We start from the raw sequence: 14854 nt of genomic DNA, 5'->3' as shown, positions 1-14854 counted from the left end.
TGGCGTACCTGATGACCGTGGCCGGGATGAACACGGCCACGGTCATCAGGTACGCCACCATGGCCAGGTTGATCTGCGTGGGTTCCACGCCAAGGTTCTCGGCCATGGCGGGCGCCGCGGTCTGGATGATGGTCCCGTCCAGGTTCTCCATGAAGAACGCGCCGGCCACCAGCAGGGCGGTGCCGCGGTGAAAACTGCGGGCGAGCGGCATCGGGACTCCTCTTTGGTGGATCTGGTGACAATTCTGGTTCATGCACCAACGGCCCGCCCCGGTTGAGGTGGCGCGGTGTGCCGCAGTGCGGCGCCGTCGTTGCCGGGCCGGGAAGGGTGCGGGTCGGGACGGGGCCGGCAGGGCCGCCGACATCACATCGTCATCTGTTGTGCCTACCCTGGTCTGAACCGGAAGGCAACGCCAAGCGGCGTCACCCAATGGAAACATCCTATTGACAGGACAATCGGTCATACGCCATTCTAATGGCCATGACCCGCATCACATCGAGGTGGCGCGCGTCCAGGACGAAGGAGCAACCCGACATGAGTTCCCACGCGTCGACAGGGGTTTCATCCCTGCCGCCACTGACGAAGGGCCCCCATTCCAAGCGACTCGGCATGGTCGCTCTGATCGCCACCTTTGGTGGTCTCCTCTTCGGCTACGACACGGGCGTCATCAACGGCGCCATCGGCCCCATGCGCGAGGAGCTGGGGCTCTCCGCCCTTGGAGAAGGCGTCATCGCCTCCTCGCTGGTCTTCGCGGCCGCCATCGGAGCCGTGACCGGCGGCCCGCTCTCCGACCGCTGGGGACGACGCAAGACCATCATCCTCATGTCCGTCCTGTTCTTCGCAGGCACCATCTTCTGTGTGGCAGCGCCCGGTACCGGAACCGCCGCATTCGTCTCCCTGATCGTGGGCCGCATCCTGCTGGGTCTCGCCGTCGGCGCAGCCTCCTCCGTGGTGCCGATCTTCCTGGCCGAGATGGCCCCGTACGAGATCCGCGGTTCGCTCTCCGGTCGCAACGAACTCATGATCGTCACCGGCCAGCTGGCCGCCTACGTCATCAACGCGATCCTCGGCGTGACCCTTGGGCATGTGGACGGCGTCTGGCGCATCATGCTCGCCGTCTGCGCCATCCCCGCCATCTGCCTGTTCGTCGGCATGATGCGCGTACCGGAATCCCCGCGTTGGCTCGTGGACCACGGACGCACGCCTGAAGCCCTCGCGATCCTCAAGACCGTCCGCTCGGAGGACCGCGCCACGGCAGAGCTGGCACAGATGCAGGTCATCGCACAGGAGGACGCGGCCCTGGAGACCACCGGCTGGCGAGAGGTGTTCCAGAACAAGCACCTCATGCGCATCCTGTTGGTGGGTATCGGCATCGGCGTGGTGCAGCAGCTCACCGGTATCAACGCCATCATGTACTTCGGCCAGAACGTGCTCGTGGAGTCCGGGTTCGACTCCTCCGCCGCGCTGATCGCTCAGATCGGCCCCGGCATCATCGCCGTGATCGGTGGCATCATCGCCCTGCGGATGATGGACCGCTTCGACCGCCGCAAAACGTTCCTCACCGGCCTCACCCTGACCACCGTCTCCCACGTGTTGATCGCGGTCTTCGCCAACGTTTTCCCCGTCGGCAATGCGGCCCGCCCGTACATCATCCTGCTGATGGTCATCATCTTCGTGGGCTCCATGCAGACCTTCCTGAACGTGGCCGTGTGGGTCTACATCTCCGAGATCTTCCCGCTGCGCATGCGCGGTTTCGGGTCCGGCGTCTCCATCTTCTTCCTGTGGGTCGTCAACGGTCTGCTCTCCCTCTTCTTCGCCTCGCTCCTGGAGGGTCTGGGCCTCACCGGGACGTTCGCACTCTTCGCTGTGGTCGGCGCCCTGTCCTGGCTCTTCGTGAAGTTCACCGTCCCCGAGACGCGCGGCCACACCCTGGAGCAGCTGGACGAGGCCGTCACCACCGGCGCCATCTACGTGGTGCAGAAGGCCGACGAGCAGAAGTAATCTCCTCCGCACGGTCCGGCAGAGCCGGGTTCCCACTCTGGAGCTGGTGGTCCACCGGCTCCACCGTGGGAACCCGGCTCGTGTCCGTTTCTGAGCACATGCCCGACGACGCGTACCCGGCTCCCGCCGTCCAGATCGCGGGGGGAGCCGGCGACTGGCTAGGGTTCTTCCATGACTTCCCGCTTCGCCCAAGTCGATGTGTTCAGCGCCGACCCATACCGTGGCAATCCAGTAGCGGTGTTCCTCGACGCCGAGGGGCTGGACGCCGCCGCCATGCAGCGCATCGCAGCCTGGACCAACCTGTCGGAGACCACCTTCGTCCTGCCGCCCACTGTTCCGGAGGCCGACTATCGGCTGCGGATCTTCACGCCGGACGGTGAACTGCCCTTCGCCGGTCATCCGACGCTGGGCTCCGCCCGCGCCTGGCTGGAACACGGCGGCCAGCCCCAGAGGGCGGGGGCCATCGTGCAGGAGTGTCAGGCAGGCCTCGTGGATGTGCGCGACGACGGGGACCGGCTCTCCTTCGCCGCCCCGCCTCGTGTGCGCACCGGTCCGCTGGAAGCGGACCTTCGGGCCCGCATCGTGGCCGCGTTCGGGATCGAGGAGGAACAGATCGTCGGGCATCAGTGGGTGGACAACGGGCCGGGCTGGGCGGCGCTCCGGCTGGAAACGGCTGACGAGGTGCTTGCGTTGGAACCGGACCTGTCGCAGATTCCCGATCTGGCAGTCGGAGCGGTCGGGGCCTACCCGAGCGGAGCGGAGTGCGCCTTCGAGGTGAGGGCATTCGTTCCGGCAGTGGGCGTCGGCGAGGACCCGGTCACGGGCAGCCTCAATGCCTCACTGGGGCAATGGCTCATCGGTTCCGGGCAGGCGCCGGACCGCTACACGGCATCGCAGGGAACCGCGTTGGGGCGGTCCGGACGCATCGAGATCACGGCCGAGGCCGGAACGGTCTGGGTCGGTGGCGAAGCGACGGTGCTGTTCTCAGGCACTGCCGTCATCTGATTCCGACGTTCACCGGGAGCCCAGACGTTCGAGCCGTTGAGCCAGGTCGGTGGCCACCTCGCGGAGTTCGTCCGGCTCCACGATGTCGACCTGGTAGTCCATCAGCGCCAGGTGGAAGGCGATCCACTCCAGTTGCATGCCACCCACGTGCAGGCGTGACCAGCCCTTCTCCGCGTCCGGCTCGATGGTGCCGACCTGTGGCGGGACCACGGCGGACAGGTCCTCCGGCTCGGCCTTGACCCGGACCAGGACTTGGCGCTCGTACGGAGCCACCGCGATGGCGTGCTGGACGTAGTACGCCGGGTCCGGGTGCTCGCGGGGCGTGAAGCGCCACGTGCTGACCTCGAGGCCGTACATACGGTCCAGGCGGAAGGTGCGCCAGTTCTCGCGGTCCAGGTCCCACGCCATGAGATACCAACGCAGGCCGGCCGTCACCAATTGGACGGGCTTGACCCTGCGCTGCAGTTGGTTCCCCTGGCCGTCCGTGTAGTCGAAGCGGACGCGGAGCAGGTCGTGGCAGGCGGTGGCCAGCCCCGCCAACAGGTCGGGGCCGATCGTGGTGGTGGGGCCGGTGAGCGCTGCGGTGGATTCGTGGACCGCCTGGACCGTGGCCCGTAGTCGGGGCGGCATGACCTGTTCCAACTTGGCCAGCGCGCCGCGGGCAGCGCCGGCCCCGCCCGTCACGGAACCGGTGTGCAGCAGGCGGAGGGCGATCGCGGTGGCGACGGCTTCGTCATGCTCCAGCAGCAGCGGGGGCATGCGGGTGCCGGAACCCAAACGGTAGCCGCCGTTGGTCCCCACACTGGCCTCGATGGGGTAGCCCAGCTCCCGGAGCCGGGCGACGTCGCGACGAATGCAACGGGTCGTGACGTCGAGGCGCTCGGCCAGTTCCGTGGCGGTCCACGTGGGGCGTTGCTGCAGGAGGGAGAGGACGCTGAGGACCCGACTGATGGACGAGGTGGTTTCCATGTTCTGAACTCTTTCGGCCATTCTCAGCCATTGCGGACCGAATCCGTCCTAGTTCAGATGCACTCTTGAGACATGTCAGCACTGAATGAGCAACTCATCGATCAACTGGACTGGCACTGGAACCATCAGATGCGCTCGCGCCTGGAGGGATTGACCGACGCGGAGTACTTCTACGAACCGGTGCCCGGATGCTGGAGTGTGCGTCCGCGAGGCGAGTCCTCGGCCGGACTTCCGGGTGGATCCGGGTCCATGACCATCGACTTCGAATTCCCGGAACCGGTGCCGACGCCCTTCACCACCATCGCCTGGAGGCTGGGTCACATCATCGTCGGGATCTTCGCTATGCGCAGTGCCAGTCACTTCGGGCGCGAGAAGACCGACTACTTCGTCTACGACTACGCGACCACTGCGGATCAGGCGCTGTCCCAGCTCTGCGAGGAGTACGAAACCTGGAAGGCGGGCGTCGCCGCTCTGTCCGAGGAACAGCTCTGGGAACCCTGCGGAGAGGCGGAGGGAGACTTCGCCGACCACCCCATGATCGAGTTGATCCTGCACATCAACCGCGAGGCCATCCATCACCTCGCCGAGGTCGCCCTGCTGCGAGACCTGTACGCGCACCGATCCTGAGCATCGTTCCCGACCTGCGCTCCTTCCCGCTGGTCCGGACACCGCGACAACAGAGACGGCTCATCATGGCCTCCACTGTCCAAGTCCCCTTCGACTGCCACGACCTCGGTGCCTGCCCCGGAGGATGAAGTCGCTGAACTCTGAGGTGCGTTCCTCGACGGACTGGGTGTCCCGAGAGAATAGCGCAACGACAAGTGCCCGGTTCAGGATGCCAGCGGCGTGGGCCGCGGGCCACCGATACCGAGGTTCGTTATCTGAATGTAACAAGAAGGTCTTCAATGGTTAACAAGTTGAGACATTGAGCCACATGCCCACCGCATAAGGTCATTCGAACTGGATAGGAATTCAAGACCTGTCTGGTTGACTCACTTACGGAATCACCCAAGGAGCACCATGAGCGTATTGAAACGAGCGCCTCGCACCAAACTGATGAGCGGCATCGCACTTCTAAGCGCTACCGCACTCGTTCTCTCGGCCTGTGGCGGCGGGAGCGACAACTCGAAGGAGTCCAAGTCAGGAGGGGAATCCGCTAAATTCCCAGTGGATTGCAGCACGCAGCAGCCGTCAAAATACGAACAGGAGTTCGATGAGGTCAAGTCCGATTCTCCTGGTAAGGACAAACTGACCTTCAACGTGGGTACTGCGCTCCCGCAGACGGGCAACCTCGCGTTCCTCGGCCCGCCAGAAATCGCGGCGACCGAGTTTGCTGCCCAAGAGATCAACAAGGCCGACAAGGGCATCAAAATCGATCTGACCCAGGGCGACTCCGGTGACACGGACAACAAGGCCTACGAGACCGAGGTGCCCCGCATCCTGAAGGGCGGCGCCAACGCCGTCGTCGGGGCCGCATCCTCCGGTGTCTCGCTCCAGTTCATCGACCAGGTCATCGCCGCAGACGCCATCCAGATCTCGCCGGCCAACACCTCGCCTGAATTCAGTGGTTACGAGGACAATGGTCTGTACTGGCGCACCGCACCATCCGATACCCTCCAGGGCGAGGTGCTCGGCAACCAGATCGCAGCAGACGGTAATGAGACCCTCGGCATGATCATCCTCAACGACTCCTACGGAACGGGACTCGCCTGCTTCGCCAAGGAGGCCTACGAGAACGCCGGCGGCAAGGTCGTTGCGGCCAGCATGTACAACACCGGCGACACCAACTTCTCCGCTCAGGTGGAGGACGTGCTCGCGGCCGATCCTGATGCGATCGCCCTCGTCACCTTCGAGGAGGTCACCACCATCATCCCGGAGCTCAACAGTGCCAAGTTCCCCTCGGACAAGATGTACCTGGTGGACGGAAACCTCTCCAACTTCGGCGACGACCTTGAGGCCGGGGCCCTGGAAGGCGCTCAGGGCACCACCCCAGCCGCTGACCCCGAGCTGACGGACCAGTTCAAGAAGAACCTGCAGTCCTACTGGACCGGCAAGGGTGAGAAGAAGTTGAAGGACTGGACCTATGCACCCGAGTCCTACGACGCCATGGTGTTGATGGCCTTGGCATCCCTCCAGGCTGGATCCACTGAAGGACCGGACATCGCAGCGAACCTGCAAGAGGTCTCCGGCGGCAGTGGTGAGGGTAAGAAGTGTACGTCCTTCGCCGAATGCGCTGACATCATCATCGGCGGCGGAACGGCCGACTACGACGGGGTCACCGGCCCCATCACCTTCGACGGTGCAGGCGATCCGACCGAGGCCACCATCGGCATCTTCAAGTACGACGACAAGAACAACTACGCCTTCTCCAAGATCGGCTGAGCCGGTCCGAACGAAGCAAGACACAAGGGTGGGGCCCCGGTCGAAAGGCCGGGGCCCCACCCTTGTTCGTTGCCTTGGCGCGGGTGCCTGGCTCAGGCCCCCAGCGTGCCGAGATACAGGCCGATCACCTTGGGATCGTTGAGCAGGTCCCGACCCGTCCCGGTGTAGGCATCCTTGCCCTGATCCAGGACGTACCCGCGGTCGCAGATCTGTAAGCAGCGGCGTGCATTCTGCTCCACCATGATGGTGGTGACGCCCGCCTTGTTGATCTCCGAGACTCGGATGAAGGCCTCATCCTGACGTGTGGGGGACAGACCCGCGCTTGGCTCATCGAGCAAGAGCACATGTGGATCCATCATCAGAGCACGCCCCATGGCGACCATCTGTCGCTCGCCGCCTGAGAGTGAGCCGGCCCGCTGCTGCAACCGCTTGGCGAGGTCCGGGAAGATGGAGGTGACGAACTCGACCCGCTCTGCATACTTCTTGGGCGCCTGAAAAGCACCCATCTGTAGATTCTCTGCGATGGTGAGGCTGGGGAAGACGTTGTTGGTCTGAGGAACGAAACCTACGCCTTTGGACACCAGTCTGTTGGCCCTGAGCCCGGTGATGTCTTCCCCGTTGAGAAGAACCTGACCGCTACGGATCTTCACCTGACCGAAGATTGCCTTGAGGATGGTGGATTTACCTGCGCCGTTGGGGCCGATGATCCCGATGAGTTCACCTTTTGCGGCGGTGAGGTTGGCCCCATTGAGAATATTGACGCCCGGCAGGTATCCGGCCACGACGTTGTCCATGCGAACCACATATTGGTTCTCTGTCTCGGTCATGATTCTCCTTCCTTGGGCGCTGGTGTCTTGGGCTCCGAACCTTGCGGTTCTGCCACGACGTCACTGATTTCTTGTGCAGTCTCTGCCAGAGCCTTGGCCTCAGCGTTCATGTCGCCTTCATAACGCCCGGTGACGATGCCGAGGTCCACGTCCTGGTGGGCGCCCAGGTAGGCGTCGATCACGGCGGGATCCTTCATGACCTCGTCCGGTGGGCCTTCTGCGACAACCTTGCCCTCGGCCATCACCACCACCCAGTCGGCAATGTGGCGCACCATGTGCATGTCGTGCTCCACGAAGACCACGGTCATCCCCAGGTCCTTGAGGTCCAGAATGTGGTCCAGCAGGGACTGTGTCAGCGCAGGGTTCACACCGGCCATCGGCTCGTCCAACATGACCAGGGTGGGATCGCTCATCAGGGCGCGGGCCATCTCCAACAGCTTCCGCTGTCCGCCTGAGAGCGATGCAGCGAAGTCCTTCTCCTTGGCATCCAGTTTGAAACGCTTGAGGAGGTCACGCGCCTTCACGGTGTTCTCTGCTTCTTGTTTCTTCCAGAGGCTGGGGATCAATCCCGTGAAGAAGCGCTCGCCTGGCTGATCTTTGGCGCCGAGCAGCATGTTCTCCAGCACCGTGAGCAGGCCCAACGACTTGGTGAGCTGGAACGTACGGACCTGGCCCATCCTGGAGGCCTTGTAGGCGGGGATCCCGGCAAGGTTATTGCCGTCGAACGACCACGAGCCCGAGTTGGGTTTGTCGAAGCCGGAGAGCAGATTGAACAGTGTGGTCTTGCCGGCGCCGTTGGGGCCGATCAACGCGGTGATGGCCCCTCGAGGGACCTCCAGGTGCTCCACATCGACGGCCGTGAGTCCACCGAAGATCCGTTTCACGTCACTGGCGACGATGATCGGGTCCACTTTGGCGCAGCCTGGTGCGGCGTTGCCGTCGTGCAGGGAAGTGGATTTGGCGCGGGGGTTCGGAGGTGTGACGTCAGCGGACAAAGGTCAGCTCCTTCTTGCTTCCGAGGATGCCCTGCGGCCGGAAGATCACCAGCAGCACCAGCGCGATTCCGACGAGGACGAAGACGAGCATTTGCGACTGCTCGCTCGTGAGGAAGGGCAGCCAGCCGATCTTCACCAGAGCCGGGAGAAGATTCGACAAGAAGGCACGTACTACCCAGAACAGGACGGCGCCGAGGACCGGGCCGAAGATGGTGGCTGCGCCGCCGAGCAGAAGCGCTGTCCAGATGTAGAACGTCTGCGAGGTCACGTAGACGTTCGGGTTGATGTTGGTTCCCATCGCCGTCAGGATGCCGCCGAGGGCGATGATGACGCCGCCCAGGATCAGTGCCTGCATCTTGTAAGCGAAGACGTTCTTACCGAGGGAACGGACCGCGTCCTCGTCCTCGCGAATGCCTCGGATCACTCGGCCCCATGGGCTGCGCATCGCCAGCCATACGAGCAGCACCACGACGGCGATGACCACCAAGCCGACCAGGATGACCCACCACTGATTCGATGTGTAGGTCCAGGGCCCCAACCCGTAGCGGCCCTCCGGCAGGGGATTGCTGGCCCGGAATCCCGATTGGAATCTGGTGAGGCCGTCCGAGGAGCCGGTGACAGAGCGCCAGGTGGAGGTCAGAAACAGCAGGCGCAGCACTTCTGCCGCGGCAATCGTGACGATGGCCAGATAGTCGCCCCGGAGCCGGAGTGTTGGAATACCCATGACCAGCGCGAAGAGTACTGCGGCGACGAGGCCCACGAGCACGGCCAACGGCCACGGTGCGGAGAAGGTATCGATCGAGATGGCGAAGCCGTAGGCACCGATGGCCATGAAGCCGGCAACGCCCATGTTGAGGAGGCCGGCGAAGCCGAAGTGTACGGAGAGGCCGATGGCGGCCAGCACGAAGCCGAGGGTGACCGGCTCGAGGATCTGCGCAGCGGTGTTGGAGAGGATCTGCAAAATGTCCATGAGCTATCCGATCCTTTCCTTGCGGCCCAGGATGCCCTGGGGGCGGAAGAGAAGAATGACGATCAGCACCACTAGAGCGCCGACGTTCTTCAGGTCTGATGGGATCCACAGGGTGGAGAGTTCCACGAGGAGCCCCACGATGATGGAGCCCACCAGGGCCCCGAAGGCCGTGCCGAGACCACCCAGAGTCACCGCGGCGAACATCAGGAGCAGCACGCTGGTTCCCATGTCCCACCGGATGCCCGGACGGAAGTAGGCCCAGAGGACGCCGGAGAGCCCGGCCAGGGCCGCCGCGAGAACCCACACCACGCGGACCACACGATCGACGTCGATACCGCTGGCAGCCGCGAGGCTCGAGTTGTCTGCCACCGCGCGGGTGGCGCGGCCCATCTTGGTTCGCATGAACCACCAGGCGAAGCACAAGATCACCACGATGGAGACACCCATGCTGATCGCGTCCGTCATGGTCAGCTTGATGGGCCCTAGTCCCGGGATGGTTTCAGAGGATCTACCCGGCAGCATGCTGGTGCCGCCACCGATGAAGATCTGGAAGACGTATCGCAGGGCCAGGGACAGGCCGATCGAGACGATCATGAGCTGTACGGTGCCTATACCCTTGCGTCTTAAGGGCCGCCATAGTCCGGCGTCCATGCCGAGGCCGAACACTGCCGCGAATACCACTGCAAGGGGTATCGCTATCCAGATGGGGATGTTCAGGACAGTCGAGAAGAGCAGAGCTCCGATGGCACCGAACGTCACCATCTCACCGTGGGCGAAGTTGGAGAGCCCGGTGGTCCCGAACACCAAGGACAATCCGATCGCGGCCAGGCCCAACATGAGTCCGAAGTTGAGGCCATTGACGGCCCTGGAGAGCACCTGGTCCGCAAAGCTCGTGGTGTGACGTTCCCCAGTGACGAGAATGAAATTCTTGACGGCGTTGCTCGTGGCGCCGAATTTGACCTCTTGTTCGAATTGGAAACCGGTAGGTGCCTTGACATCTTCCGGCAGCGTATCCTCGTCAACCGTCACTTGCCACGGAATATCTTTGCTCGGGACGCCGATCTGCGCGAGGCCCATTTTATTGGTGACCGCCTCGAACTCCTCGGTTCCCTCACCCGTGGCGGTGACGGTGACCCCCTCCACCCCGTCTCCACCGGTCTTCACGTTGACCGAAATGGTGTACGGATTGTCTTCCGTGTCGGTGGTTGCAGCTGCCTGAGGGGTGAGCGCGAACATTGAGACAGTGATCAACACCAGGCCGAGCATGCCGAGAACGAATCGGAGTACCGCTGAGGGCGGTCGAGATATTCGGATGGACGCCACTGGCGCCTCCTTCTGGGTGGGACGATATGAGAAGTGACAATATCAGGCCCGCGGCCCGGAGAATTGCTTTCCAATGAAGGCGATCGTATCTACGCGTTGTTGCGTTGGTATTTCCTGAGTGCAACGGTCCTGGGATGGTGTCCGTGATTCCGTGGAGCGTTCTTGCGGCCTTCAGTGATCACCCGCTCGCCTTCACGCTCTATTCGTCGTCTGTCGCTTGATTTCCTCGGCCTGGCCCTGGGTAAACCCTGTCGCAATCCCAGGGTGGACAGGAAACCGAGTCCCGAGCCGCGGTTTCGAGGCGTGTCCCGCGGATTGAATGATTGGGAGCGGCGAATTCTCGGGGTCACGCGGTGTTGCGCATAGAATTGGGTAATGGCCGTCCCTCACCGTAACGACCTTCCTCTGATCGGGCGCGGAAAGCGCAGCAGGGGGTTCACGCGTTCCATCATCACGGCCGGAGTTCTCGCGGTGGTGGCCGTGATCCTAGGCGTCGTCGGCTTCCGGCAGGTCATGGTCCAGCCCACACACTCCATCACCTTCGAGGTGGAGGAGGGTCTGCCTTACGGCATCACCCAGGAATCGGTGGAGGCCTCCGCCGCCGAGTATGACGCCAAGAGCTACAAACCCTTCACCATGAAAGTGGTGGAGAGGAAGTTGACCTGGGCGGAAACCTATCGCGGAGAAACCGGGGATGCGGACGTCCTCTTCTCCGTGGGAAGCGGCTCTGACCTCGATGAGGAAGAAGCGGCCGAATATCCAGACGAAGACGGAGCGGACACGGTCCTGCCGGACTTCAACCGCGTCGCTTTCAAGGGCGAGGGCTCTTCCAAGGACGGCATCACGGAATCCCGCGCGGTCCGTGAGGCTTTCGTGAACAATCAGACCCTTGGCCACGGACCCGGAGCCGTGGTGGGCGCGGCGTTGACCGCGGCCGACGTGAAATTCGGCAGCGGAAATCGGTCGGTGGCGTACTGGGGGTCCTTCGCCGCGCTGCCCATGTTCCTCGCCCTTCTGGTGATGTACGCCTGGATGAAAGACCGGCGTAGGGACCGGCAGCGTGCAGGGCAGCTCTCCGACGCACAGCTGCGTCTGGCCCGCGTGGTCTTGGAGCTGGACTCCATCGAGGTCCGCTTCGAGGTGGCGAAGGCGGCCATCCAAGACGGCATGTCCGCCGGAGGTGCGGCGGACGCGGACTTCAAGCGACTCCTGCAGCGGAAACGCCAGACCCGGGACAAGGGCCTGGCCAAGATGGAGCGGCAGTGGCAGGAGATTCGTTCCACCAGTCTGAAGCTGGCCAAGAAGGAAGCGCGGCTGGAGGCCGTCTTCCGTGACCGGCGCAAGCCGGAGGGAAATGACACCCTGGACGAGGCGGTCAAGGACCTCGAAGCGTTCGCCAAGGACACTGAATCGTTGCAACGTCAGGCCGCCGCGTTGGCAGATGCCTCCGAACTGCGGGTGGGTCATGCCGGCTCCCAGTCGGTTCTGGACCAGCTAGCTGCCCCGTTGATCCAGGCGGTGGATGACGTTCTTCACCGCAAGCGCGACCTGCCCCCGGAGTACGTGGAGCTGAACGAGGTGCGTGCAGAACTCCTGGCGCTGTCCCTGCAGGCGGCCTCCGAGGAAGCAGCGGCGGGCCTCGATACCGAGGCGGACCCGGACGAGGCTCAGTCACTGGTCAAGCACCAGGCGGAGTTGCTCAAGAAATGGGCGCAGGCGGAGGGGCGGCTGAGACGCATCAGCGCAGACCTCGAGGAACATCTTCGCGGCCAACTGAGGTCGCGGGGCAGGAGCGCGGAAGCGGAACGTTCCGTGAAGAAGCCGGCGGAGGAACGCGCGCAGCAGCGCATCCTGTCCATGACGGCGGGCAAGACCAGCACGTTCCGGGAACTCCGGCACACGCTCGGTCTGGGCTATGGTGCCAAGACCGGCCCGCAGCAAGCGGTCGAGGGCGTGCTGGTGGTCCTTGACCGGCTCCAGCGCTCGGGACCGGGAAGCATCCACGGCCGGGGCGCGGTGGAGGCCCCGAACAAAGAGCGCTTCAGCGCCGCGAAGACAACGGCTGGGCTTCTGATCCCTGTGTTGGTCGCGCTGGGGCTTGGCTGGGTTGCCGTGGCGCAAATCCCCTCAGCGAAGTCCTACGGACTAGAGCTGACGGGGGACAAGGAACTTCAAGCCCTGAACGTCTACGGAGACGTCGCTTCGTTGCCGGAGGCGGAGAAGAACCCCGTCAGGGACGTCGACCAAGCCGGAAGTCTTGATGCGGACTACATTCGGGAACGCATGCGGACAAGTCTGAAGTACTCGTCAGACAGGGCCTTGTTCCCTGAAGAGCTGGCCCTGACGGTGGCCATCGTTCCGGCGGACGATTACATCGACTATCAGCGCAATAATCCTGAGTCCGAGAACCGGATGGTCATCGATTATTGGGAGGTCGTGGAGGGCCAGCGCAAGCTCAAGGAAGACGTTGCCGAAGAGTTTCCCGAGGTAGTCGATCCGGAGACCGGGGACATTGCCCGCGGCCAGGGGATTCTCCCGATCTGGGTTCTGGATGAGCAAACGTACGCGATCGGCTACACACTGACCGGACAGATCAGCTCCGGATTGAACAGCAGGGTGGGGGCCTACGCGTTCATGGCCACAGAGCCGGCGCGCCATGGTCCTGGAGAAAACAGCAACATGCTCATTGGCGACCGGCTGAGCTATGACCTGGGTGAGTTGGCCACGGCCATGGAATATAACCACATGGAGTCCTCCGACATCGATCCCGCATCGGTGTTCTGGATGACCGCCATCAGTGCGTGGACCGGAATCATGACGCTAGGTGTGTTGGGGGCCGGTGTTCTGAGTGTCTTCCGGCAGCGGGCGGGGAACAAGCGCGTCCGGGACCAGCTCGGCGAGCTGCGGACCGACCTCGACTCCCTTGCCCTGGGGTTGGATATGACGCGCCTGGACCTCGTCGCCGTGCTGGGTGGAAAGCAGTCCCCCACCGGCGGGGATGCGGAGGAGTCGGAGCAGCGACTCTACGAAGCCGGCCTGGTCACGGCGTGGCGTGAGCTGGATGCCCTGGAAGGCCTGCCTCGCAAGCTTCAAAAGGGAGCAGACTGGAACGCGCGGGTGGACTACGTCCGCCAGCTCGTGGAGATGCTCGGGCAGCGGAGCCAGGACATCTCGTCCAGGACGGAGCAGCTGTTGCGTGCCCAGCGTCGGGTAGCAAGCGATCTTTGACCACATGCCCGACGATTTGTGCCCGCCGCCGCTGGCGGCGCTTGAGCGGGTGTCGGGCACGCGCCGTCGGGCATTCGGTGGCCGGGACGCGGACGGGAATAGGTTACCCGTTCCGGTAGTTGACGTGTCATGTGAAGAAGATTGGATTCCTGTCCTTCGGCCACTGGATGGACCACCCTGACTCCCAGGTGCGTTCCGCGGCCGACACCCTGCTGCAGTCCATCGACCTGGCCCAGGCGGCCGAGGACGTCGGTGCGGACGGTGCCTATTTCCGCGTGCATCACTACGCGCAGCAGCTGGGGTCGCCCACGGCGCTGCTTGCCGCGGTGGCCGCACGCACATCGCGGATCGAGCTCGGAACCGGCGTGGTGGACATGCGCTACCCGGATCCGTTCGGGTTCGCCGAGGATATGGCCTCTGTGGACCTGATTTCCGAGGGGCGACTGCAGTTGGGGCTCTCCCGTGGGACGCCGGAGCAGGTGATCGACGGCTGGAAGTACTTCGGGATCTCGCCGGAACCGGGGGAGACCGAGGCGGACATGGCCCGCCGCAAGACCCTGAAGTTCTTGGAAGGGATCGAGGGGCACCACTTCGCCGAGCCGAACCCGCGGCCCATGTTCCCCAACCCGCCGGGCCTGCTGCGGTTGGAGCCGTACGCCCCCGGGCTGCGTGAGCGGATCTGGTGGGGCGCCGGTTCCGACGCGACCGCGCGTTGGACCGCCGAGCACGGCATGAACCTCATGTCCTCCACCCTGAAGGACGACGAGACCGGGGAGCCGTTCCACGTTCAGCAACGCAAGCAGATCGACGCGTACCGCGCGGCCTGGGCCGAATACGACCATGGGTTCCAGCCGCGAGTTTCGGTGTCCAGGTCCATCTTCGCCCTCACCACCGACATCGACCGGTTGTACTTCGCGGGCGGCGCCCAGCGGAACGACCAGTTCGGGTCCGTGGGGCCGGGGAACCAGTCCGTGTTCGGCAGAACGTATGCGGATGAACCGGAAGCGTTGGTGGAACAGCTGCGTGGCGACGAAGCGATCGCCGCCGCGGATACCTTGCTGCTGACCGTGCCTACTCAATTGGGCGTGGACTACAACGCGCACCTGATCGAGAACATCGTCAAGTACGTGGCCCCCGAGCTCGGGTGGCGGTGA

General features: G+C 63.9%; 11 protein-coding genes and 1 pseudogene. 6 read left to right on the top strand and 6 right to left on the bottom strand.

The annotated features are described in order from the left end of the window. Nucleotides 1–211: pseudogene (locus Q0A15_RS12735) on the bottom strand (hypothetical protein); the annotation flags it as partial. Between the two features lie 323 nt (nucleotides 212–534). Between Q0A15_RS12735 and Q0A15_RS12730 the strand changes: the two are divergent. Next, nucleotides 535–2001 carry a sugar porter family MFS transporter gene (locus Q0A15_RS12730; protein ID WP_291279900.1) on the top strand — a complete coding sequence of 489 codons (1467 nt, stop codon included), beginning with the start codon at nucleotides 535–537 and terminating at the stop codon, nucleotides 1999–2001. A gap of 171 nt (nucleotides 2002–2172) precedes the next feature. Continuing rightward, nucleotides 2173–3006 (top strand): PhzF family phenazine biosynthesis protein, encoded by an 834-nt coding sequence (locus Q0A15_RS12725; RefSeq protein WP_291279899.1) that lies wholly within the window; start codon nucleotides 2173–2175, stop codon nucleotides 3004–3006. A gap of 9 nt (nucleotides 3007–3015) precedes the next feature. Here the strand turns inward: Q0A15_RS12725 and Q0A15_RS12720 are convergent, their stop codons facing one another. Then, nucleotides 3016–3975 carry a YafY family protein gene (locus Q0A15_RS12720; protein ID WP_291279898.1) on the bottom strand — a complete coding sequence of 320 codons (960 nt, stop codon included), beginning with the start codon at nucleotides 3973–3975 and terminating at the stop codon, nucleotides 3016–3018. Nucleotides 3976–4047: 72 nt separating this feature from the next. On the opposite strand from Q0A15_RS12720, the gene Q0A15_RS12715 reads away from it, so the two are divergent. Further along, on the top strand, nucleotides 4048–4602 hold the full coding sequence (locus Q0A15_RS12715) for a DinB family protein (protein WP_291279897.1): 555 nt from the start codon (nucleotides 4048–4050) through the stop codon (nucleotides 4600–4602). A 393-nt stretch (nucleotides 4603–4995) separates the two neighbouring features. Continuing rightward, complete coding sequence (locus tag Q0A15_RS12710; RefSeq protein ID WP_291279896.1) at nucleotides 4996–6357, top strand: ABC transporter substrate-binding protein; 1362 nt, start codon at nucleotides 4996–4998, stop codon at nucleotides 6355–6357. A gap of 92 nt (nucleotides 6358–6449) precedes the next feature. Here Q0A15_RS12710 and Q0A15_RS12705 read toward each other — a convergent pair whose 3' ends face one another. From Q0A15_RS12705 to Q0A15_RS12690, 4 genes are read right to left on the bottom strand one after another with little or no spacing between them, the layout of a single operon-like run. Next, nucleotides 6450–7184 (bottom strand): ABC transporter ATP-binding protein, encoded by a 735-nt coding sequence (locus Q0A15_RS12705; RefSeq protein ID WP_291279895.1) that lies wholly within the window; start codon nucleotides 7182–7184, stop codon nucleotides 6450–6452. Further along, nucleotides 7181–8179: an ABC transporter ATP-binding protein gene (locus Q0A15_RS12700; RefSeq protein ID WP_291279894.1), complete on the bottom strand. Its 999-nt coding sequence runs from the start codon at nucleotides 8177–8179 to the stop codon at nucleotides 7181–7183. Before Q0A15_RS12700 ends, Q0A15_RS12705 begins: the two co-directional genes overlap by 4 nt. Continuing rightward, nucleotides 8169–9149 (bottom strand): branched-chain amino acid ABC transporter permease, encoded by a 981-nt coding sequence (locus tag Q0A15_RS12695; protein ID WP_291279893.1) that lies wholly within the window; start codon nucleotides 9147–9149, stop codon nucleotides 8169–8171. The genes Q0A15_RS12700 and Q0A15_RS12695 overlap by 11 nt, the downstream gene beginning before the upstream one ends. A gap of 3 nt (nucleotides 9150–9152) precedes the next feature. Then, the gene (locus Q0A15_RS12690; protein WP_291279901.1) at nucleotides 9153–10385 is read right to left on the bottom strand and encodes a branched-chain amino acid ABC transporter permease; all 1233 of its coding nucleotides are present in this window, start codon (nucleotides 10383–10385) and stop codon (nucleotides 9153–9155) included. A gap of 462 nt (nucleotides 10386–10847) precedes the next feature. Here Q0A15_RS12690 and Q0A15_RS12685 point away from each other — a divergent pair, with 462 nt between their 5' ends. Together Q0A15_RS12685 and Q0A15_RS12680 are read left to right on the top strand one after the other, a co-directional pair. Further along, nucleotides 10848–13700: a hypothetical protein gene (locus Q0A15_RS12685; protein ID WP_291279892.1), complete on the top strand. Its 2853-nt coding sequence runs from the start codon at nucleotides 10848–10850 to the stop codon at nucleotides 13698–13700. A gap of 131 nt (nucleotides 13701–13831) precedes the next feature. Continuing rightward, a complete protein-coding gene (locus Q0A15_RS12680; RefSeq protein WP_291279891.1) occupies nucleotides 13832–14854 on the top strand; it encodes an LLM class flavin-dependent oxidoreductase in 1023 nt (340 codons plus the stop codon).

It is taken from the genome of Galactobacter sp. (genome assembly GCF_022712295.1).
Classification (GTDB): Bacteria; Actinomycetota; Actinomycetes; order Actinomycetales; family Micrococcaceae; genus Galactobacter.
Note: the sequence above shows the minus strand (reverse complement) of the source record. Positions and strands in the feature narration are given on the sequence as shown.

Excerpts from the sequence above, each read along its gene's own strand:
- Q0A15_RS12720 (WP_291279898.1), bottom strand. The coding sequence starts at position 3,975 with ATGGAAACCACCTCGTCCATCAGTCGGGTCCTCAGCGTCCTCTCCCTC.
- Q0A15_RS12715 (WP_291279897.1), top strand. The coding sequence starts at position 4,048 with ATGTCAGCACTGAATGAGCAACTCATCGATCAACTGGACTGGCACTGG.
- Q0A15_RS12725 (WP_291279899.1), top strand. The coding sequence starts at position 2,173 with ATGACTTCCCGCTTCGCCCAAGTCGATGTGTTCAGCGCCGACCCATAC.
- Q0A15_RS12705 (WP_291279895.1), bottom strand. The coding sequence starts at position 7,184 with ATGACCGAGACAGAGAACCAATATGTGGTTCGCATGGACAACGTCGTG.
- Q0A15_RS12685 (WP_291279892.1), top strand. The coding sequence starts at position 10,848 with ATGGCCGTCCCTCACCGTAACGACCTTCCTCTGATCGGGCGCGGAAAG.
- Q0A15_RS12710 (WP_291279896.1), top strand. The coding sequence starts at position 4,996 with ATGAGCGTATTGAAACGAGCGCCTCGCACCAAACTGATGAGCGGCATC.
- Q0A15_RS12690 (WP_291279901.1), bottom strand. The coding sequence starts at position 10,385 with ATGTTCGCGCTCACCCCTCAGGCAGCTGCAACCACCGACACGGAAGAC.
- Q0A15_RS12730 (WP_291279900.1), top strand. The coding sequence starts at position 535 with ATGAGTTCCCACGCGTCGACAGGGGTTTCATCCCTGCCGCCACTGACG.
- Q0A15_RS12695 (WP_291279893.1), bottom strand. The coding sequence starts at position 9,149 with ATGGACATTTTGCAGATCCTCTCCAACACCGCTGCGCAGATCCTCGAG.